This window comes from Cupriavidus sp. USMAHM13 (assembly GCF_001854285.1).
GTDB classification, from domain to species: Bacteria; Pseudomonadota; Gammaproteobacteria; order Burkholderiales; family Burkholderiaceae; genus Cupriavidus; species Cupriavidus malaysiensis.
This window is the reverse complement of the sequence record NZ_CP017752.1, coordinates 1,493,497-1,511,926: the sequence shown is the minus strand read 5'-3', so window position 1 is coordinate 1,511,926 and position 18,430 is coordinate 1,493,497. Positions and strand designations below refer to the sequence as shown.

Here is an 18,430-nt window from a genome sequence, read left to right as displayed (position 1 = left end):
TCCATCTCTCTTTAAGGACACTTACAAGGACAAGGATTTTCAAATGTGCGGGATCGCGTTACGCCATTCACCCGAGCTTGATACAAGATCGAATCTGGCCTTGTGGAACCTGACCCATATTGTGGCACTACCCGAACAATCACGTTGTTACCACGCGCCACTTGATCCGCGATGCCAGCCTCGAAATCCCGGAATTCACCACGATTTATGCTCGGATCTTGCGGGAAAACTTCCTTAACGCCGCCAAGACCGCCAAGGTTGCGCGCAATCGGATGCCCTGCGTCATCGCTAGCACACCCAAAGGCTCGAGCCGCAGCGCGTGAACTTGCATTGGTTGTGGTACCAGTGCCCAGATCCTCCGGACGAATTTTTGCGGTTGCACTCTTTAGTGTTCCGTTGTTGTTGTATCGATATTTTGTACGCGGGTTTGAACCCCAGAGGCCAAGAGAGTCAACCCATTCGACCGGATTCGGCGCGTACTGGAAGACATTAAGCCCACCCGCATATCCAATCGGGTCCTTGCTAACAAACCGCCCCACCTCCGGATCGTAGTACCGATACCGGTTGTAGTGCAGCCCCGTCTCGTGGTCATGGTACTGCCCCTGGAACCGGATCGGATTGCGCAGCTCGACACGGCCATCGGATGCCTTGCGTAGCGCCTCTTTCACCACGCCCCACGCGCGGTATTCCGCACTCCATGCAATCTCGCTGTACTCGTCCGTCAACTCCTGCGGCGTGCCCAGGTGGTCGCACTGGTACCACGCCAGGCTGTCGATCGGCGGCGCTGGCGGCGGTGGCAGCCACAACGGGTCTTCGTCCTGCCGGTAGTAGTCGCCGTACTCCGGCTGGTCGAGCAGTTCGATGGCATCCTGCCGCACCGCCTGCGCCACCGGCACGAAGCTGCCCGGCTCGTAGACATAGTGCGTGGTGCGCGCACCAAAGCCATCCTCGTCGGCGATCTTGCTCTCCCAGGCCAGCGTGTCGCCATCCCAGCCGTACAGCGTGAAGCCGCATTGCAGCTCGCGGTTGCGCCTCACCCGCTCGCTGCGGTTCCAGTGCGGCCCGGCCTCTCTTCTTTCCTCGTAGTGGGCCTTGCTGTACTTCGTCAGGCGCCGGCCGAGGGCGTCGTAGCTGTAGTCCGCCTGCAGGCGCTCGTCTTCGTAGTGCGTGAGCCGGTCGAACAGGTCCCAGGTGAAACGACTTGCCTTACCGTTATGCCAGCGTTGGGTCAGGTTGCCCCGCGCGTCGTACTGGTAGTGGGTGCCGGCGTATTGCTTGAGCAGGTTGTCCAGCGCCTTGATGCTCGGCATGCGCTGGCGCTCGGCTTCGCGCTGCTCGGCCGGGTCGATCAGGTTGCTGGCCGGGTCGAAGTCGAAGGTTTCATGCCCCAGGCGGCTCTGTGCTTCGAGCAGCCGGCCCACCGGGTCGTAGCGGTAGGCAAGCTGGCCGCGCCGCGTGTCGTTGATATCGGTGAGCTGGCCGCTGGCGTCGTACCGGTAGCGGCGCACCAACATGCGGCTGCCGCCGGCAGTCTGCCCGGGCGCCCCTTTGGCTTCGTGGGCCAGCACCTGTTCGCTCAAGCGGCCCAGTGCATCCCACTGCTGCGTCTGTAGCAGGCGGTTGCCTTGTAGGCGCGCCACCTCGCGGTGCGGGTCGTCGCGCTCGTAGCTGACGAGCTCGCGCTCGTCCAGTTGCAGGGCCAGCAGGTGGCCGCTGCCGTAGGTGAGCCAGCTTACCCGGTGCCCGTCCGGGCGCACGGTGGCGGTGCGCTGGTTGAGCGCGTCGTATTCGTGCTGCCATACGCCGACCAGCGGCTTGCCGAGGCGGGTGTAGTGCTGGTGCTCGCGCACGAGGTTGCCGGCCGCGTCGTGGAACCATTGCAGGCGGCTGTCGGCGTTGGTGGCCAGCGCGAGGTTGCCGTTGAGGTCATACGCGAAGCGTTCCACCTGCCAGTCCTGCTCGCGCGGCGGTGTCTCGCCGGTTTGCAGCGCCGCGCGGCGTTCTGCAAGACGGCCCATCGGGTCGAAGGCATAGGCCGTGATGCGCTGGCCGTCGATGGCCCGCACCAGCTTGCCGGTTTCTTTCTCGTACTCGTAGCGGGTGGTCGCGCCATCGAAGCCGGTTTCGGCGAGCAGGCGGCCCACCGGGTCATAGTGGAACTCCGCGTCGCGGCCGTTCTCGTTGCGCAGTGCCGTGAGCTGGCCGAGCTTGTCCCACTGGTAGCGCAGGCTTTGACCGGCGGCATCTACGCGGCTGGCGAGCAGCCCGGCCTCGGTGTAGTTCCATTCGGTGCGCCGCCCCAGTGCGTCGACGTGGGTCAGCAGGCGGCCTTCGGCATCGCGCTCGAAGTGTTCTTCACTGTTGTCGGCGTGGCGAATGGCGGCGAGCTGGCCCGCGTCGTAGCGGTAGCGGGTGACGTTGCCTGCCGCGTCGGTGAACTGCACGAGCTGGCCGCGCTCGTCGTAGGCCCAGGTACTGGCCTTGGTCGAGCAATCCACCTAGCGCGTGAGCTGGCGGTCTGCGGGGCTGGCCCCACGGACTTGAGCTTCGCGCGCGCCAATGGGCCAGTGGCTTCCTCGTACTGATAACGCCTAGTGGCGCACCATCAAAGTCGGTCGGTTGTTAAAGAGCGATCAGAAATACAAAATCACCCCACACTGCCCTGCGAACCGCTGGCGATCAGCCTGGCGCCGCAGGCGGTCTTCATGTTGTGCAGCGCCACCGGCACACCGCCAATGTCGTAGCTGCTGCTGCCCTCGGCGATGGGGAAAACGCCCTTGCACTTCGGGCAGCTCACCAGGTGCCCCAGGCCGGCGATCTTCCGGCCGTTGAGGTCGGTGTTGTCGAAGCCCTGCATGACCACGCCGCCGTGGTCTGTCATGTCGCCTTCGCGGACGATGTCTTGCATATCCACTCCCATTTTGATTTGGCCGTGCGTCGCCAGCACGGCATCAACTCACCGCGCTCTCTGCTGACGTCAATCTCCCGCACCGATGCAGTTCACACTCCTCGTTGTAGCGGTATGGCTCGTCGACCGACGCACTCTCGATCCGTGCGGAGCAAGACACTCCGACATTCCTAGACATTTCGCACTAGTAGTGCGTGCCGCAGAACCATACCTGTATCAACGATGACCGCCGAGCGGCATTGCACACTGCCCGATTTTGCGATACGTATCTCCCGCCAACGCGCGTTGCTTGACGCAGAGGTCACTATCCGTTCAACTCCGGCAGAGGAAAACCCCTCCTCTCCAACACAAGCATTGCTTTATCTAAAAATTTCAATGGCAAGTTCGTCTTTTCCCCATAAAGATCGACAATCCCAACCTCCACCACACTATCAACCAAATTTCCAAACTCATTCAAATCATCGCCGGACATCATAGACCTGAGACTCGCCGGAATTGGATCTCCCCTCCCATTTAGATCAAGCAATGCTCCTTTTGCATCCCACTCCACCAAACTTTTCGCGGAGGCTATCGAATCAAGATGATCCAATAGTTCACTTATGGCCGGATGCGAAATCCTCATTAACTCACAGTAACATCGAAGGCAGGAAGACGCATAAAGCTGCTTACCTTCTGAAGAGAAGCCGGCTAATTTTACAAGAAGCTCACCCCTATTCATGATGACCACACCGCCGAACTAGATTCATATCGAACTTTCTAAGTAAAGGATTGCACACAGAACACGGGGTCTTGTCTTTCCCATGAACTCCACTTGTACTACTTCTCCCACGAACATTAGCAACAGAGATCGTTGCCCCAGTTAAATCAATACCTTTATTCCTAGCCCGGGATATCGCGTTCACTTCAGCGCATTGAGCATCAAATTCATTCGATGGAATATCCTTTAACGCACCCTGAACCTCGGGGTTAGTGACGCCCCCTTGATTGCGCCCAACTACAATACGCCCGTCTTTGGAAACAATCACTGCGACCGTGTTTGGCCGCTGTGACGCCGGCAACCTTTGCGCCTTGTCCGCGAGCCTGCCTGCAAGTGTGCCGCTCAGTCCCAAAGGATCAATCCACTGCACCGGGCTTACAGCGTACTGGAAAACATTGATACCACCTGCATACCCAATCGGATCCTTGCCAACAAACCGCCCGACCTCCGGATCGTAGTACCGATATCGGTTATAGTGCAGCCCCGTCTCGTGATCATGGTACTGCCCCTGGAACCGGATCGGATTGCGCAGATCGACACGGCCATCCGATGCCTTGCGCAGCGCCTCTTTCACCACACCCCACGCGCGATACTCGGCACTCCAAGCAATCTCGCTGTGCTCGTCCGTCAACTCCTGCGGCGTGCCCAGGTGGTCGCACTGGTACCAGGCCAGGCTGTCGATGGCCGGCGCAGGCGGTGGCGGCAGCCACAGCGGGTCTTCGTCCTGGCGGTAGTAGTCGCCATACTCGGGCTGGTCGAGCAGTTCGATGGCGTTGTCACGCATGGCCTGCGCCACCGGGACGAAGCTGCCCGGCTCATAGACATAGTGCGTGGTGCGCGCGCCGAAGCCGTCCTCGTCGGCGATCCTGCTTTCCCACGCCATCGTGTCGCCGTCCCACCCGTACAGCGTAAAGCCGCATTGCAGCTCACGGTTGCGCTTCACCCGCTCGGCGCGATTCCAGTGCGGCCCGGCCTCGCGGCGTTCCTCATAATGGGCCTTGCTGTACTTCGTCAGACGCCGGCCGAGTGCGTCGTAGCTGTAGTCCGCCTGTAGCCGCTCGTCTTCGTAGTGAGTGAGGCGGTCGAACAGATCCCAGGTGTAGCGGCTTTCCTTGCCCTGGTGCCAGCGCTTGCTGAGGTTACCGCGCGCGTCGTACTGGTAGTGGGTGCCGGCGTATTGCTTGAGCAGATTGTCCAGCGCCTTGATGCGCGGCATGCGCTGGCGCTCCGCCTCGCGCTGCTCGGCCGGGTCGATCAGGTTGCTGGCCGGATCGAACGCGAAGGTTTCGTGGCCCAGGCGGCTTTGTGCCTCCAGCAGCCGGCCCACCGGGTCGTAGCGGTAAGCCAGTTGGCCGCGCCGCGTGTCGTTGATATCGGTGAGCTGGCCGCTGGCATCGTAGCGGTAGCGGCGCACCAGCAGGCGGCTGCCGCCAGCGGTTTGCGCGGGCGGGCCCTTGGACTCGTGAGCGAGCACCTGCTCACTCAGGCGGCCGAGCGCATCCCACTGCTGCGTCTGCAGTAGGCGGTTGCCCTGGGTGCGGACGACTTCGCGGTGCAGGTCGTCGCGCTCGTAGCTGACCAGTTCGCGATCGTCCAGTTGCAGGGCCAGCAGATGGCCGCTGCCGTAGGTGAGCCAGCTTACCCGGTGCCCGTCCGGGCGCACGGTGGCCGTGCGCTGGTTAAGCGCGTCGTACTCGTGCTGCCATACACCGACCAGCGGCTTGCCGAGCCGGGTGTAGTGCTGGTGCTCGCGCACCAGATTGCCGGCCTCGTCGTGGAACCATTGCAGGCGGCTGTGCGCGTTGGTGGCCAACGCGAGGTTGCCGTTGCCGTCGTAGGCGAAGGTTTCCACCTGCCAGTCCCGCTCGCCCGGCTCGGCATCGCCGGTTTGCAGCGCCGCGCGGCGTTCTGCCAAACGCCCCATCGGGTCGAAGGTATAGGCCGTGATGCGCTGGCCGTCCACGGCGCGCGCCAGCTTGCCGGTTTCTTCCTCGTACTCGTATCGAGTGGTGGCGCCATCGAAGCCGGTTTCGGCGAGCAGGCGGCCCACCGGGTCATAGTGGAACTCCGCGTCGCGGCCGTTCTCGTTGCGCAGTGCCGTGAGCTGGCCGAGCTTGTCCCACTGGTAGCGCAGGCTTTGACCGGCGGCGTCCACCCGGCCGGCCAGCAGCCCGGCCTCGGTGTAGTTCCATTCGGTGCGCCGCCCCAGTGCGTCGACGTGGGTCAGCAGGCGGCCTTCGGCATCGCGCTCGAAGTGTTCTTCGCTGTTGTCCGGGTGGCGGATGGCGGCGAGCTGGCCGACCTCGTAGCGGTAGCGGGTGACGTTGCCCGCCGCGTCGGTGAACTGGACCATCTGGCCGCGCTCGTCGTAGGCCCAGGCGCTGGCCTTGCCCGAGCAGTCCACGTAGCGCGTGAGCTGACCGCTGGAGTTGTACTCGAGCTGCTTGGTCTTGCCGCTGGCATCGGTGATGCCGATGGGCAGGCCCATCAGGTTGTAGACGTACTCGGTCTTGTTGCCCAGCGGGTCGATGGCCTCCGTGAGCCGGCCGCGCGTGTCGTAGTCGCGCAGCCAGAGGCCGCCCTCGGCATCACTGATCTTGATGAGCTGGTTCTTCGTATCCCACGCGTAGTGCACCACCGTGCCATCGGCCCGGATGTGTTCGAGCAGGTTGCCGACCTCATCGTAGGCGTAGCGGTCTTCGCTGCCATCGGGGTGGACATGGCGGATGACGTTCTTGGCATCGTCGCGGAAGAACCACTCGGAGCGTTTGTCCGGGTGGATGATGCGGTAGGTGTAGCCGAGGATGTCGCAGTAGTACCAGGTCTCCTCGCCATGCGCGTCGGTGACGTAGGTGAGGCGGATGCTCTCGTCCCATTCCAGCCGGGTGTCGAAGCTGCCGTCGTCGGCCCACTCGTGCACGGCGCGGGCATCGGGGCCTTCGCCCTGCCATTCGAGGTTCATGCCCCGGCCGGTGCGGTCGGTGTAGCGGGTGATCAGGTGGTGCTGGTAGGCGTAGGTCCAGACTTGCGCGTTCTCATCCTGGGCGATGGTGAGGTCGCCCGCCTCGTCGTAGCGGTAGAGGCTGAGGCGGCGCTGGGGCTCGTCCTCGCCCATCAGCCACAGGCCGATGATGCGGCCGTGCGCGTCCACGTCGGTACCCAGGTGGGTGTGCGGCTGGCTCGGGTCGTCCTGGTAGGTGACGAGGTCGGAGAGCACCACGCGCTCCCCCACGCGGTGGTCGTAGCCGAGCAGCAGGCCGGCGCCGCCGCGCAGTTCGATGCGCGTGAGCAGATAGCGGTCGCCATGGCGCTGGTAAGTTTCGCGGCGCTCGAAGCCACGGCACAGCGCCAAGCTGTTTTCGCCGGTCCGGATCAGCGTGAGGTCTTCGATACGGTCATCGTGCGCTTCGCCCACCCTGGGCAGCGGGTAGTCGTGGCTGCGGCCATCGGCGCCGTGGTAGCGCAGCCCCTCGCCAACCACATCGAAGCGCGTGGTGTACGGGGTGATCCAGCGCGCACCCAATTCTCCTGCATCGTAGGCCCCCAGGCTGGAGCGGTAGGTACGCGTCCAGTCGATGGGGAAAGGCCCGGGAAGCGAGAAGTCGGTATGGCTGAGCGTCTCGCTGCCCATGGCGAAGCTGATGCTGCGCTCGGTCTTGGCGCACGTACAGCCTTCCTTGAGCGGATTGGGGTCCTTCGTAGTGGGGTGCTGCCTGGTTTGGGCCTCCATCATGCCTTCCGAGCCCTGTCTCTCCCCCTTGCTCGTGGTCTTGGGCTTGACGTTGGCGCTCTGGCCGGCGGCACCGCGCGCACGCCAGCGCGCCAAGGCGGTGACCAGGGAGGCGAGCAGATAGCCGATGCTGTTGGCCACTTTCTCGTCGCCCAGGCCGGCGACCTGGCTCTTGAGCTCCGGCGCGAAGTTGCGTAGCGCCTGGGTGTTGCGAAGCACCAGTTCGCGTTGGCGCTCGTCGAGCAGGGCCTTGGCGGCCACGTTGGCGGCGGCCTTGCCAGCGGCTTTATAGACGCCCCACACGGCGCCGAGGAAGTTGCTGATGCTGGCCTTGGGGTCATGCAGCAACTGATCGCCAGCGGCACGCATTTGCTCGGCCGCTGCCTTGGCGTCGCCGGAGGCGTTGAGCTTGCCTGTGGCGAGCGCTTCGAGACCGCCGGCGATGTCAACAATCGCCTTGCCGCCCCAATCGCCAGCATCCTTGAGGATGCCGTTGAGCTTGCCCTGCGCCTCCTTGGCAAACGTGTCGATCTCGCCCACGATGCTGGCGTTGAGGTGGGCCACCAGCACGTTGATGAGAGCATCGCCGAGCAACGACTTGCCGGTCAGCTTCAGTTCCTGGCGCACCAGGAACAGAGTCGGGCGCAGGCTCATGCGCGCCGCCGCCATGGTCGGCGGCGCCGGCAGCACGCCGATGAGGTTGATGCCCAGGCTGACCCAGTCGAGCAGTCGGCGCTCCTTGGCCTGCGACAGGGTGACGATGTCGCCCAGGCTGTCGACCAGGGCGATGATGTTGCCGACCACCGGCAGCGACCCCGCCACGGTGCGGATGCGGTCGAGGGTGACCACGCCATCGCTGACCTTGCGCAGCCATTGGTCGAATTCTTGGGCGCCACGGTTGACGTCGCGCGCATCGATGGTGTTCAGCGGCGCGACCGCCACCTGGGGGGCGCGTTGCTGTTCCTGCGGGTTCGGGGTTGCCATACGTTACTCGTGGTGTAGGTTGGCTTGCACGGCATGACCACGGCCGTGCTCGGTGATGAATGGGGCGGTATTGGGCGCAGCGCTACGCAGCGGGGGCGGCAGGCCCTTTCGCGCGCCCGTGCCGACGCAGGGTGATGACCTTCAGTAGCTCGGATAGCAGCAGCAGCCCGAGGTTGAGCGGCAGGCTCGCCCCCTCGCCCGCGTGCAAGAGCCATGGAATGAATGACAGAGATGGCACCGCCAAGAGCAGGCGCAGCGGTACCTGGGCATAGGCCAGCGGCCGCGCGTAGCGGCTGCCCCGCAGAAACAGGCAGGCCGACACAGCGATGGACACGGTGAGCAGCAGGGACAGGCCGAACCAGACGGCCGCATAGCCGCCCTGCTCGTGCAATTGCCCGAATGCCTGAATGTCGTCGTACAGCGGAACGCGTCCGATGGCGAGGTTGAGCCAGAACAGGCGGATCAGATAGAGCAGATCCAGCCCGCCCCAGAACAGGTAGAGGCGACGCGTCACGACGGCACCTCCCATTGGGAATCTGATGTGGGCCCTGGATTGGCCGCGCTATGCCGTACCAGCGTCGGGGGCCACGCTGGCGCGCCGCGATGATAGCGTTGCTTGATCTTCCGGGTCTCGCCGTAGGCATGGACGGCCGAGTTGTCCTTGAGCCACGGGTCGGCATCCGCGGGGAGCGGCTTCCACTTCTGGATCTTGTCGCGCGTGGTGTTCATGTAGTCCTTGCCGTCGGAGCCGAACAGGCGCCCTTCGTCACCCATGGAGGTCAGGCGATTGATGAACATGACCCCGGTGTTCTTGATGCCGTGGTAGTCGTTGTCCGTGGTGACCCAGCGGCCGGGGCCCGATGCCGGCACCGGCGTGGCGCCAGCGCTCAGGGACTTCGCCATGGCTGGCACCGGCGCGGCGCCCATGGCCTGTGACGGCATGGCGCCAGCGACAAGGGACTGGACCTGGCTGGCGCTGCCACTCGGCGGATTCGCAGGCCACTTGGGCACGCCGACATAGCTGGCTTCCTCCCAAGGGTTAGCCGGGTCCAGCCCAAAACGAATCTTTGCCGGCCCTGGTGCTACGCCGGAGACGACGTTGCGCCCCGCTGAATCGAGCGTGCCCTTGAAGACTTTGCCGAGCGCGTCCTCGACCTCGAAGCCGCCGTTCGCCAGGCCGCGCTGGTTGGCGTAACGATTGAAGAGCTCGAGATTGCCCTGGCTGGGTTTGGGCGGCTCCGGGAAACTGGCCGCGCGGTTTTTCGGACCGGTGTAGCTGAACTTGGCCGCATGACCGGTGTAGCGCCCGCTGGTCTGGTGGGTGATGCCGCCCGCGTTGTACACCGTCGCGCTGCCGCCGCCGTTGATGACCAGCTCGGTCTTGGCATTGAGCGTGATGCGCTCGGCGGTGTGCGTGATGTTGAGCTTGGCCAGCAGGTTGATGCTGTCCTTCAGCGCGCGAATGTCGATGTCCCCTGCCGCCGCAATCAGGCGATAGCCCAGGCTCTGCACGAACAGGCGCATGCCACGGCTGGCGCTGGCGAGCAAACGCTTGCCGCTGGTCAGGCTGATGTGTTCCGTACTGCTGAGCGCGATGTGCTCGCCGCTGGCGATATGAGTCGAGCCGGGCGTGCTGGTGGCAATGCCAACCGGGCTGGCGATGACGACGTACGGCTGCGCGAACTCGGGAAAGTTGTTGCTGGACGGGTCGCCTGGGCCGTTGCCGACGATGCCCTGGTGTTGCTTCTGCAGCGCCTTGGCGACCGCATCCTGGTCACCCGCCTCCTGCGCCTGCACTTCGCGGGCCTGGGTGCCGAATCCCTCCTGCTGCTCACCAGCCACGTGCAGACGGGCGGCGGTTTCCTTGAGGTCCTTGTGGTGCTCGCTGGCGCGCGGACGCGGCTCGGTGGTCAGCAGCAGGCCGGAGCCGGCGCGCACCGCGCCGTGCTCGTCGGTGCGCAGCTCGAAGCCCTTGCCGCGCGCCTTGCCGCCGCCCGGGCGCGGGTGGACGAGGTAGCCCAGGTTGAGCGCGCTGGCGCCCTGGTCGCTGCGCAGGGTGGTGCTGATCTCGCCATGGGTGTCGTCGAACAGCAGTTCGTTGTTGCGCCCGGCCTTGTGCTCCTTGCTCTTGATGGTGCTGAGGATGTTGTGCCTGGGCAGTTCATAGGGCGGGCGCTGCAGCGCCATGTAGGTTCTGCCGATCACCAGAGGCTGGTCGCAGTCACCGTCGACGTTGCCTACCAGTACCTCTTGGCCGATACGCGGGATGGCCATGTGCCCCCAGGTGGCGCCGGCCCAGTTCTGCGAAACGCGGATCCAGCAGGAGCTGTGCTCGTCGGACTTGCCCTGCCGGTCCCAGGTGAACTGGACCTTGACCCGGCCCCACTCGTCGCAGTGGATTTCCTCGCCCGGCGGGCCGACGACGATGGCGACCTGCGGGCCATCGATGCGCGGCTTGGCCATGGGTGCGGGACGCCATTCCACATCATCGGGAACCAGCTCGGCGGTGTAGCTGTAGTGGGTGCCCTGCTGCGCGTCGGCGCTTTCCTCGGCCTGGCTGGTGTGCTGCACGCCGCGGTGCCTGATGCGCAGGGGCCGCCAGCCGCGGTTGAGGTCGGCGCGCGGATGGCCGTTGAGGTCGAAGGCCAGGCCGGGCACCAGGCGCGCGTCGTCGCCTTCCACTTCGGCGGTACGCGCGTCGCCGCGCAGCCCGCGCAGGCGGGTGCGGGTGAAGGGCTGCCCCGCCGCGTCTTCCTTGTAGCGCCCGGGGAATTGGTAGACCTCGTAGTCCGGCCCCTGGTGATCAAGCTGCGCGCCGTCGTGTTGATGCTGCTGGTTGTAGGTCGGATGCTTGAAGGTGTAGTCGCGCTGGGTCTGCCGCGCGGTGCGCACGCGCTCACGGTAACGGAAGCGGCGCAGCGCCGGCGTGGGCTGGTCGCCGCCTGGCGTGGCGTTGTATTCGACCGGGCCGCCGTCGATGGCGCCGAAGATGTAGAGATTGTCCCCATGCACCAGGCGGTGGCTGGCATCGGCGAAGGCAAAGGCGTAGTAGAAGCCCTCTTCCGCGGCCAGCCGGGCGAGGAAATGCAGGTCGCTGTCGCCCGCCTGCACGCAGTACTCGCGCGGCAGGTGCGTCTCGGTCACCAACTGTTCGTAGTCGGTGATCCCGTGCTCCTTGAGCACCGCCGAGAGGATGTCGGGCACGCTCTGCCGCTGGAAGATGCGCCAGTCGGCGCACAACCCCGTACGCGCGAGCTTGGGTTCGACCACGGCGCGGTAACGGGTGCGGCGAAAGCCGGTGTCTCCTTGCTCGAAATCACTGACCACGCCGTGGACGTAGCGCACGGGCTGGTCGGCGCGCCAGATGGTGAGCTGCGCGGGCTGGTCGAGCACCGCCCCGAAATCGATCGACGGGTCGGTGCTGGCCAGGTCGACCGACAGCGTGAACGGCTGGCTCAGTCCTTCGTCCAGGTCGAACGAGACCACATCGAACTCGAGGCCCCCCGCCTTGAAGGTGAAGCGCATATCGGATTGTCTTGCCATCGATGCTCCAAGTGGCTGAGCACCTGGTTGCTGCCGCTAAGTCAGGGCTGGCAGCAGGCTCTCAGCAGAGATGAACGTACATGGACTTCTCTGGACGCCAGCATGGGCATTGATCGACGGCGGGGATAAGAGACGATTCTGAAAATTCATGCCGAAATTCCGCAATTTGTACGAAATTCAATTCGGCAGTTCGGAGTCCCTACGTCCATCGCCCCCCGTTCCTTCAGGGCCAGCAGAAGAGAGAGAGAGAGAGAGAGATAAATATGCGCCGGAGATCGAGCGCCGTCCTGAAGCCGAGGCCCGCCAGCCCTGCGAGTTTGAGTCTGGCGCCGGGCGGATGGGGCACGAAGTACGTCCCCAGGCAACCCATCCAGCACGCCTACACGCCTACACGCCGCCGAAGGATCGCGTGCCGCTCGACAGCGACGATCCGCTGACCACGCCGGAGCGCCGGCCGCGGGACGTCGAAGCGACCGGCCGGAGGGCTCGCAGCGTAGAATACTCGCCGCCTGTTCAACCTGAATCCCGCCAATGCCTGTCTCCTACAATTCCGCGCAGATTAAGGAGTGGCTAGGCCCCTACACGGTATCCAAGGCCCGCTCCTACGCGCGCGCGGTCTCCAAGCTTCACTGGATGGACGACGATACCTTGGCGGGCCTGGTGCAAGGCACGCGCAGCCTCCCCTACGCTGTGCATGTCTATTTCCATCACACGAAGGAAGACGTGTCGATGAAAGGCGAATGCACGTGCCCGGTCGGCGTTGACTGCAAGCACGTGGCAGCGCTCCTGATCGCCGCTCTCGCACACGGCGCCGATCCCGCGCACCACGCCGGCCTCGCACAGCGGCCCAGGCCGGCAGCCGTCGGCGTGCGCGCGGAATTGATGTCGTGGCTGGACGGTTTCCGTGCCAGACGCGCGGCGCCCGCTTCCTCGGCCAGGCAGAAGGCCGCCAAGGCCACCCATGCGCTGGCCTATGTGGTCGGGCAGACCTATCGCGGCGTCGAGGTCTTCCTGTACAAGGCCCGCGTGGGCGTGGACGGGTCGATCCGCTCGCTCGACGCCCCCTGGCAGAACCTGGAGAGGGCGCTGATCGAGCCGCCGAAGTTCGTCAGCGAGGAGGACCTGCCGATCCTGCGCGGCTTGTGGCTGGACCGCTCGCGTGGTACCTACACCGGCAGCTTCAGCCTGCAAGGTGCTAATGGTGCCGGCACGTTCGAGAAGCTGGTCGCTACCGGCCGGCTGTTCGCGTCTTCCGCCACGGGCCCGACGCATTCCGGCACGCGCTGCCTGGTACGCGGCGGGCCTGCGCGCAGTACACAGATCGTGTGGCAAGCACAGGCCGACGCGCGCCTGCGGCCAGTCTTGCAGGCCGAGCCGCCGGCCGCCCTGCTGCTGACCGCCATCCGGCCATGCTGGTATGTGGATACGCATTCCGGCGAGGCCGGCCTCCTCGCTTTGCCATGGCCCGCGGAGCAGGTCGAGGATTTCCTGTCGATGCCGGCCATCACGCCGGAGGAATCCGCGCTGGTCGGCAAGGTGCTGCGTGACATTGCGCCCGACCTGCCCGCCCCTCCGTCGCATGAGGCCGCGCCGGTGCGGATCGTCGACACCGCGCCCGTCCCCGTACTGGCACTGGACACCTTGCCGACCTGGGCATCACCGCAGGATTTTGCTACGGTCAGCTTCGATTACGCAGAGCACAGCCTTCCGGCACACAGCAACACGACGCTGGTGCGCAACGCCGGCGAAGAGATCGTCCAGATCAGACGAGATGCCGACGCCGAACGCCAACGCCTGACCGAGCTGCACAAGGCCGGATTGCGGAAACTCCGGGCTGATCGCATCTTCGGGCCAAAGCCGTTCCCGGATGGCATGCTCGGTCCCGACAACAGCGGAGACTGGCCGGAGATCGTGAAACGGGGCCTGCCCGCGCTCAGGGCGAGCGGCTGGCGCGTCGTGATGAGCGACGCGTTCCGGCACAACGTGATCGAGATCGAAGCGATAGACGGCACGCTGCGCCCGACTGGCGACGGCTGGTTCGACGTGGAGATGGGCATCAGCGTCAATGGCCGTACGGTGCGCCTGGAACCGCTGCTGGCAGACCTCTTCCGTCGCGATGCGCGCTGGTTGTCCGGCAAGCTGGATGCAATCGCCGACGATGAGGCGATCGACTTGAAGACCGATCGCAACGAGCGGCTCCGCCTGCGTGCCGATCGGCTCAAGCCGGTCGTACGCGTGCTGATCGACTTGTTCGACGCGCTCGGCACCGGCCTGCGCATTGCCCGGTGGGATGCGGCCAGGCTGCATGCCCTGGATCAGTCAGGGCGCTGGCAGTTTCACGGTGATGCATCGGTCCGGCAACTCGCGCAGCGCCTGATGGCCGGGCCCGGCATCGCCGACGTGCCGGTGCCGCGCGGGCTGCACGCCGAACTGCGCGCCTACCAGCGCCAGGGACTCGCCTGGATGCAGTTCCTGCGCGAGCACGGGCTGTCAGGTGTGCTCGCCGACGATATGGGCCTGGGCAAAACCGTCCAGGCGCTTGCCCACATCCTCACCGAGAAGGAAGGTGGCAGGCTGGACCGGCCGGCACTGGTCGTGGTGCCGACGACCTTGATGCACAACTGGTGCGAGGAAGCGCAGCGCTTCACGCCGACGCTACGCGTGCTGGATCTGCATGGCCCTCAACGCCGCGATCGGTTCGAACGGATCGGCGCGCACGATGTGGTCCTGACCACCTACGCATTGCTGTGGCGCGACCGCGAGATCCTTGCCGGGCACGACTATCACCTGCTGATCCTGGACGAGGCGCAGTATGTCAAGAACGCCGCCACCAAGTCGGCGGCGACCATCCGCGAACTGCAGGCGCGACACCGCCTGTGCCTGACCGGGACCCCGCTCGAGAACCATCTTGGCGAACTGTGGGCCCAGTTCGACTTCCTGCTGCCGGGGTTCCTCGGCACCCGCCAGGACTTCACCCGGCGCTGGCGCACCCCCATCGAAAAGGGCGGCGATGCGGTACGGCGTGAACTGCTCGCGCGGCGCATCCGCCCGTTCATGCTGCGCCGGCGCAAGGATGAGGTCGCCACCGAATTGCCGCCGAAGACAATGATCGTGCGAACGGTCGAGCTCGAAGGCGCGCAGCGTGACCTGTACGAGACGGTACGTGCCGCCATGCAGGACAAGGTCCGGGCGGCCGTTGCTGCCAAAGGCCTCGCGCGCAGCCATATCATCGTGCTGGAGGCCTTGCTCAAGCTGCGCCAGGTCTGCTGCGATCCGCGTCTGGCCAAGGTCGGGCAGTCGGGCCGGGTCAAGGAATCCGCCAAGCTCGGACTGCTGCTCGACATGCTGCCCGAACTGATCGAGGAAGGTCGCCGCATCCTCTTGTTCTCGCAGTTCACCAGCATGCTCGACCTCATTGCGGCGGAGGTGGAAAAGGCCGGCATTCCCTATGTCCTGCTGACCGGGGATACCGCAGATCGCGCCACGCCGGTCAAGCGCTTCAAGCAGGGCGAGGTGCCGCTTTTCCTGATCAGCCTGAAGGCCGGCGGTGTCGGCCTGAACCTGACGGCGGCGGACACCGTCATTCACTACGATCCCTGGTGGAACCCCGCCGTGGAAAACCAGGCCACCGACCGCGCGCACCGGCTCGGACAGGACAAGCCCGTGTTCGTCTACAAGCTGATCACCGCCGGCAGCGTGGAGGAGAAGATCGTCGCGATGCAGGAACAGAAGGCGGCGCTCGCCGAGGCGATCCTGTCGGAGGATGCCGCCGGCGCCGTCAAGTTCTCCGCCGAAGACATCGAGGCACTCTTTGAACCGATCCCGACGGCGCAGGCTGTCATGCCCGCGACGAAGGCGCGGTCTCGCACCAGGGCGGGAACATAACGGGAAGCGCGCCCATACGCGGCGGCGATGCGGCGGCTCACGCCATCGTTCAGATCGGCACAGGGCAGACTCCCCGTCCTGCGACAACGCACTCGCCGCCGCAGTGCGGCTGGCTGACGGCCGCCATCGACAGCCATCGACAGCCATCGGCAGCCATCGACAGCCGTCGGCGCGGCGTAGAATGACCGCGCCCGCGCCGGCCCGGCGCGGCCTTGCTCACCGGATGCCATGCACGCGCCGCGCCCCTTCACCATCGACACGCCCGACGAAACCCTCGCCGCCGACCGCCTCGACGCCGCCGGCGGCATCCGCTGCCTGCTGCTGCACGGTGCCGGCACCAGCCACCGCGGCCGCTGGCTGGCGGTGCGCCAGGCCCTGGCCGCGCGCGGCATCGGCAGCCTCGCCATCGACTTCTCCGGCCACGGCGAGAGCAGCGCGCGCACGCCGAACTCGCTGGCCAAGCGCCACGCCGAAGCGGCCGCGGCCTTGTCCTGCCTGGATGCCGACGGCCCGCGCAGCGTGATCGGCATCAGCATGAGCGGCGAGATCGCCGTGCGCCTGGCCTGCGACCCGCGCCACCGCATCGGGCACCTGGTCACCGTGGTCGGCGCCGCCTACGACGAAGCGGCCTTTGCCACGCCCTTCGGGCCGGCCTTCAGCGCGCAGATCCGGCGCGAGCAGAGCTGGCGCCGCTCGCGCGTGTTCCGCGACATCGCCGCCTTCCGCGGCCGCATGACCCTGGTGCGCGCCGGCCACGACCAGGTCATCCCGCCCGAAATCGCCGCCACGCTGCAGGCCAACGCCGCGCAGGCGCAGGACGCGCGCATCGTCGACCTGCCCGGCGCCGGCCACATGCTGTCGGTGCAGGCCGCGCGGGATGCCGCACTGATGGCGCGGCTGTGCGCGGTGCTGGCCGAGGCGGTGGGAGCGCCAGGTACGGCCGCCGCCTAGCTGCCGCTTCAGGCATTCCGCACGGGTCATGCGGTAGCTCGCGAAGCTGTCTCCGCGCGGCGCCGCCGCGGCGGTCCTCACGCTGCGCCGGGGTTGCCGCCCGGCCGCGCCGGCGTGACTACACCACGATCTCCTGCGCCCCCTGCGGTCGCCGCGCCAGCAGCGCCGACAGCTTCTTCAGCGCCGCGCCCAGCGCCGCGCGGTCGCGCACGCCGCCGAGCGAGATGCGGATGGCGCTGGCGGCCGCGCCGCCGGCCTGGAAGGCGCCGGCGGGCGTGACCGCCAGGCCCTCGGCGCGGGCCGCGTGGGCCAGGTCGGCCGGCGTCCAGTAGCTCGGCAAGGGATACCAGACGTGGATGCCCGAGGCGCCGCCATCGAGCCCGCCCGGCGCGCCGCCCAGCACCTGCCCGGCCAGGCCGAGGCGCAGGCGCGCTTCCTCGCGCACGCCCTGGTGCAGGGCGTCGGCGCTGCCGTCGTGGATCCACTGCGTGACCAGCGCCGTGGTCAGCGGTGTCGACATCAGCGCGAACGAGCGCAGCGCCGCCAGGAAGCCGTCCTCGCCGACACCGTCGGGCAGCAGCACGAAGGCGGTGCGCAGTCCCGGCGACAGGCACTTGGACAGGGTCGAGATGTAGTAGACGCGCTGCGGCGCGAACTGCGCCAGCGGCGGCGGCGCGGCGGCGGCGAAGCGCCAGTAGGGATCGTCCTCGATGATGCGCAGGTCCAGCCGCGCCGCGGTCTCGGCCAGCGCGCGCCGGCGCGCCGCGGACAGGGTCGCGGTGGTCGGGTTCTGCTGGGTCGGGTTGAGATACAGCAGGCGGGCGCCGTGCGTGCGGCAGGCGCGCTCCAGCGCGTCGGGCAGCATGCCTTCGGCATCGCACTCCACCGCCACCAGGCGCCGGCCGAACTGCTCGGCGGCGGCGCGCACGCCGGGATAGATCAGCGGCTCGGCCAGGATGACGTCGCCGGGCGCGCTGAGCGCGAGCACCAGCGCCGCCAGCGCGGCCTGGGCGCCCGGGCAGACCACCACGCGCCGCGCGTCCACGCTGCCGAACATCGGCGCCAGCCACAGCGCGCCGGCCTGGCGGTCGGCCTGGCCGCCGCCGCCGAGATGGTAGGTCATCAGCAGGTCGGCATCGGCGCGCAGCAGCACCTGCGCCAGTCCGCGCTTGAGCATGTCCTCGAGGTCGAGGCCGGCCGGCGGCGGCGGGATGTTCATGCCGAGATCGACCAGGCCCTCCAGTTCCACCTTGGGCGCGGTCACGTAGCTGCCCATGGCGCCGCGCGCCTCCAGCAGGTGGCGCCGCTTGGCCTCGGCGTAGGCGCGCGTGACCGTGGTCAGGTCCACCTGCAGCCAGTCGGCCAGGCGGCGCTGGGCCGGCAGCCGGTCGCCGACGCGCAGGCCGCCGTCGGCGACCGCGCGCTCGATGGCATCGACGATCTGCTGGTAGCGCGGACCGGCGCCGCGCACGAAGCCGCCGATCCAGGGCGGCGGCGGCGCGCCGGGTGCCGCGGCGTCCTGGCTGCCGCCCGTCCCCTCCGTCTCTTGCATGGTTCCGCGCTGCGTCATTTTGTCGCTTATGTATGGATTATGTCTTACTTTAGCATCGCGCCAACCAAACCAAAACACATACATCCAACGTCTTGTATGCGCCCCCTCTTCCGGCCGCCG

The 18,430-nt window shown here is 66.5% G+C and carries 9 protein-coding genes; 2 read left to right on the top strand and 7 right to left on the bottom strand.

From position 1 onward, the window contains the following. Positions 1-11: 11 nt before the first annotated feature. From BKK81_RS25040 to BKK81_RS36140, 6 genes are all read right to left on the bottom strand, one after another. Positions 12-2,498 carry an RHS repeat-associated core domain-containing protein gene (locus BKK81_RS25040; RefSeq protein ID WP_071018617.1) on the bottom strand — a complete coding sequence of 829 codons (2,487 nt, stop codon included), beginning with the start codon at positions 2,496-2,498 and terminating at the stop codon, positions 12-14. Between the two features lie 149 nt (positions 2,499-2,647). Further along, entirely contained in the window at positions 2,648-2,908 is a 261-nt protein-coding gene (locus tag BKK81_RS25035; RefSeq protein ID WP_071018615.1) for a PAAR domain-containing protein, read from the bottom strand. 304 nt (positions 2,909-3,212) lie between these two features. Then, positions 3,213-3,626, bottom strand: a complete 414-nt coding sequence (locus tag BKK81_RS35635) for a hypothetical protein (protein WP_156811440.1) — start codon at positions 3,624-3,626, stop codon at positions 3,213-3,215. Continuing rightward, positions 3,619-8,379 (bottom strand): RHS repeat-associated core domain-containing protein, encoded by a 4,761-nt coding sequence (locus BKK81_RS25030; RefSeq protein ID WP_071018614.1) that lies wholly within the window; start codon positions 8,377-8,379, stop codon positions 3,619-3,621. The genes BKK81_RS35635 and BKK81_RS25030 overlap by 8 nt, the downstream gene beginning before the upstream one ends. An 82-nt stretch (positions 8,380-8,461) precedes the next feature. Continuing rightward, entirely contained in the window at positions 8,462-8,893 is a 432-nt protein-coding gene (locus tag BKK81_RS25025; RefSeq protein WP_197524046.1) for a hypothetical protein, read from the bottom strand. After that, entirely contained in the window at positions 8,890-11,922 is a 3,033-nt protein-coding gene (locus tag BKK81_RS36140) for a type VI secretion system Vgr family protein (RefSeq protein ID WP_083384424.1), read from the bottom strand. Before BKK81_RS36140 ends, BKK81_RS25025 begins: the two co-directional genes overlap by 4 nt. Positions 11,923-12,453: 531 nt before the next feature. On the opposite strand from BKK81_RS36140, the gene BKK81_RS25015 reads away from it, so the two are divergent. After that, positions 12,454-15,807, top strand: a complete 3,354-nt coding sequence (locus BKK81_RS25015; protein ID WP_071018609.1) for a DEAD/DEAH box helicase — start codon at positions 12,454-12,456, stop codon at positions 15,805-15,807. Between the two features lie 228 nt (positions 15,808-16,035). Next, positions 16,036-16,758, top strand: coding sequence for an alpha/beta hydrolase (locus BKK81_RS25010; RefSeq protein WP_071018607.1), 723 nt, complete (start codon positions 16,036-16,038; stop codon positions 16,756-16,758). A 118-nt stretch (positions 16,759-16,876) separates the two neighbouring features. Here BKK81_RS25010 and BKK81_RS25005 read toward each other — a convergent pair whose 3' ends face one another. Further along, the gene (locus tag BKK81_RS25005) at positions 16,877-18,310 is read right to left on the bottom strand and encodes an aminotransferase-like domain-containing protein (protein WP_083384756.1); all 1,434 of its coding nucleotides are present in this window, start codon (positions 18,308-18,310) and stop codon (positions 16,877-16,879) included. Positions 18,311-18,430: the final 120 nt, after the last annotated feature.

What these genes read in the sequence shown, in the direction of transcription:
- BKK81_RS25035 (WP_071018615.1), bottom strand. Translation starts at nt 2,908, where the DNA reads ATGCAAGACATCGTCCGCGAAGGCGACATGACAGACCACGGCGGCGTG.
- BKK81_RS35635 (WP_156811440.1), bottom strand. Translation starts at nt 3,626, where the DNA reads ATGAATAGGGGTGAGCTTCTTGTAAAATTAGCCGGCTTCTCTTCAGAA.
- BKK81_RS25030 (WP_071018614.1), bottom strand. Translation starts at nt 8,379, where the DNA reads ATGGCAACCCCGAACCCGCAGGAACAGCAACGCGCCCCCCAGGTGGCG.
- BKK81_RS36140 (WP_083384424.1), bottom strand. Translation starts at nt 11,922, where the DNA reads ATGGCAAGACAATCCGATATGCGCTTCACCTTCAAGGCGGGGGGCCTC.
- BKK81_RS25015 (WP_071018609.1), top strand. Translation starts at nt 12,454, where the DNA reads ATGCCTGTCTCCTACAATTCCGCGCAGATTAAGGAGTGGCTAGGCCCC.
- BKK81_RS25010 (WP_071018607.1), top strand. Translation starts at nt 16,036, where the DNA reads ATGCACGCGCCGCGCCCCTTCACCATCGACACGCCCGACGAAACCCTC.
- BKK81_RS25005 (WP_083384756.1), bottom strand. Translation starts at nt 18,310, where the DNA reads ATGCAAGAGACGGAGGGGACGGGCGGCAGCCAGGACGCCGCGGCACCC.